Annotated in this window: 1 protein-coding gene and 1 pseudogene; both read left to right on the forward strand. The window is 47.6% G+C overall.

Annotated elements, in window-relative coordinates:
* A pseudogene (locus BOO20_RS12805) lies at positions 1–294 on the forward strand (hypothetical protein); the annotation flags it as partial.
* A gap of 1,264 nt (positions 295–1,558) precedes the next feature.
* Positions 1,559–2,956, forward strand: a 1,398-nt coding sequence (locus BOO20_RS00040) for a M10 family metallopeptidase (RefSeq protein WP_233120831.1), incomplete at its 3' end; no start/stop codon positions are given.

Here is a 2,956-nt window from a genome sequence, read left to right on the forward strand (position 1 = left end):
GGGGAGTTAAAAGCAGATAAAGATCTTGCTTTGAAAGTTTTACAGCAATTCTGGCCTGATTTGACTAAAGTCATGAATGTTGTGTTTGAATATGCTCCCAAAGAAAACTTTACGAATGATAATTCAGCATTCGACGTAGCTTTTGATGTGATGATCGGCAATCAAAACGGGCTTGTAGGCTTCGAATGCAAATACACAGACACATTTTCTCCAACAGAGCACACGAAGCATGAATACGAGAGCATTTTTCAACAAGGCCGTGCCGGTAGCGAGGGGACGTTCATAACTATGTAAACTTGTTAAAGCTTTTCAGGATCTGCATTTGCAAGGTCAGAGGCTCCTCGGGGGGAAACTACCGGTAAAACTACCCTTGAAGGAACGGACTCTGCTGAAAATACAGCCATCCATAACGCACCATTTGTTTGCGGCAGGTTTACGTGTGCCGATGAGGGGACGGTCATAACAAACTGCACTTGTTACGCCAGTTCACTGCTCTTCGGCTCTGCACATTATCTATACCCCTGTGAGGGGGGAGCGGGACGTACATAACAGCTTCAACTAAGTCCTCTTCGTCCTGACTGACAACGAATCCGGGTAAGACGCTTTCAAGCCTTCCATGGTTGTCAATGAATATATCAGCGACCAGGTAGCTATGGTGCAGGACTTGTATGACTTTGAAAAGTAGAAAAGTGGGGGTAATTATTACAACCGGCAAAAAAAGTTATCGGGCGATAACTGCCTGAAAATAAAGTAAATAAAAAAAGCCCATTATTGTACTAGGAAGGATACCCTTCAACGGCTTGGAGCCGACCTTCATGCAACACAGGCTACAAGAATATAATTACAAAATAAGATAAAAAAAATCAGAGTACAGACTTTTGATCTATGCGGTGCTGGGACGTTCAGAAAGCGCCGATAAAAACCGGTAGAGTGCCGGTAGCGAGGGGACGTTCATGACTGCGTAAACTTGTGAAAGCTCTTCAGGATCTGCATTTGCAAGGTCAGAGGCTCCTCGGGGGGAAACTGACGGTAAAACTACCCTTGGAAAAATACTGACTCTGCTGAAAATACAGCCATCCATAACGCATTATTTGTTTGCGGCAGGTTTACGTGTAAACGGGATCAAATAAAATACACACTCAAGGGGGTATTAGTCATGTTGGTCCCACCAGGAGCAGCCACCGGGAGGTGTTGCAATACGCATTATCGGCATCGTTGAGCGTGAAACGCAAAACCGTTTTATTGACCCTTTTTGTGACGAACTCGACTATCGCTATCCCTGCGACGGGAGCGGACGGGCTGCGTGAAGCTGAGTGAGTATTTATCCTGTGTTATTCACGAAAAGATTCCTTAACTTCAACAATAATTGATGCTTGTGTTTCCATCACAGGTTTTCGTGAAAGCGTAGTGGTGTGTCGGGTTTGCCGGAATTGATCAATCAGATCTTGGATGGGGGCCATGCACCCTTTTCGTTGTGGTGGAGGGTTATCGCTTTGCCAGAGAGAGGGGAGAACTCCGGACGGTGTGTATTAATTTGGTTTAAACAAGTGACACCGTTATGCCAACTCCCTTCACCTCTTCAGCTACAACCACATTTTCTCTGAGCGGTGTAACCACTCTTGATGCACTGCTCAGTACCGAGCTTCAAAAATGGAGTGCCGGTTCCAACTCCTCCGTATCGCTCTCCTACAGCTTCACCTGGACTACTAATTCCACACCGGTATGGCAGGCTGAATACAGTGATATGCTGGAGCAGGAGGCCGAGGAGCATTTCGGGCTGACAGCCGCGCAAATCGCAGAAGTCAATCACGCACTGCAAACCTGGGCCGATGTTGCCCTTCTCAACTTCACAGAGGTCGCTGATGAGCCCGACAGTGTCGGTGATTTTCGTTTGGCATTTTCTTCCGCCGTGGACGGCTACTGGGGGTGGTGTTATTTTCCTGACAGTACATGGGCAAGCGCAGGCGATGTATGGATCAATCCACTGTTTGCAACCGGAAGCTCATGGACATCGGGCTCTTTCAACTATTACTCCCTGATTCATGAAACAGGGCATGGACTCGGGCTTAAACATCCGGGGAATTACAGTGAGGGCAGTAGCAGTTCCGAAATCTATTTTCCGGCATCTCTTGATTACCGGAATTATTCGGTCATGTCCTACAATGATTTTCAGACATGGTTTTTCGATACAAGCCTGCAGGAATACATCGCCGTTGTTCCTGAAACCCTGATGGTTTATGATATAGAGGCTATCCAATACCTCTACGGAACCAACAATAATTACCGGACAGGGAATACGATCTACACGTATGATCCCGCCACTCCGTTTTACAAAAGCATCTGGGACTCCGGCGGAACCGATACCATTGATATCTCCAACTTCAGTACGGATTGTACCATCGACCTGACACCGGGCAGTTACTCAACGCTTCACTATATCAATACCGGCACCCGTTCGGATCTTTATGACGGCTCCAATAACCTCGGTATTGCTTTCGGAGTAACGCTTGAAATGGTCAATGGCGGTTCGGGTAATGACACCATAAAGGGTAACCGTGCCGGTAATTCGCTCTATGGCGGTAGTGGTAATGATACCGTTACCGGCGGCGCAGGAGATGACATCCTCAGTGGAGGTGACGGAACGGATAAGGCTGTGTACAGCGGAAATTTCAGTGATTACAGCATCAGCTATGATGGAGCAACCGATACCTACACGATTACCGACAAGCGTGCGGATCGTGACGGGTCGGACCGGGTAAGCGGATTTGAGCAGTTCCAGTTTGCCGATGCAGTGAAAGCGGACATTCTTGTTCCAACGGTTACTCAGATCAGTCCGGCTGACGGGGCCGTGAATGCGGGGAACCGGGATGATATTGTCATCACCTTCAGTGAATTGAGGGCACCTCTATTTATTTATTCCGAAACCCGATTACTGCGTTGGGTGGTGCTCGAAATC

It is taken from the genome of Chlorobium sp. KB01 (assembly GCF_001975465.1).
Lineage (GTDB): Bacteria > Bacteroidota > Chlorobiia > Chlorobiales > Chlorobiaceae > Chlorobium.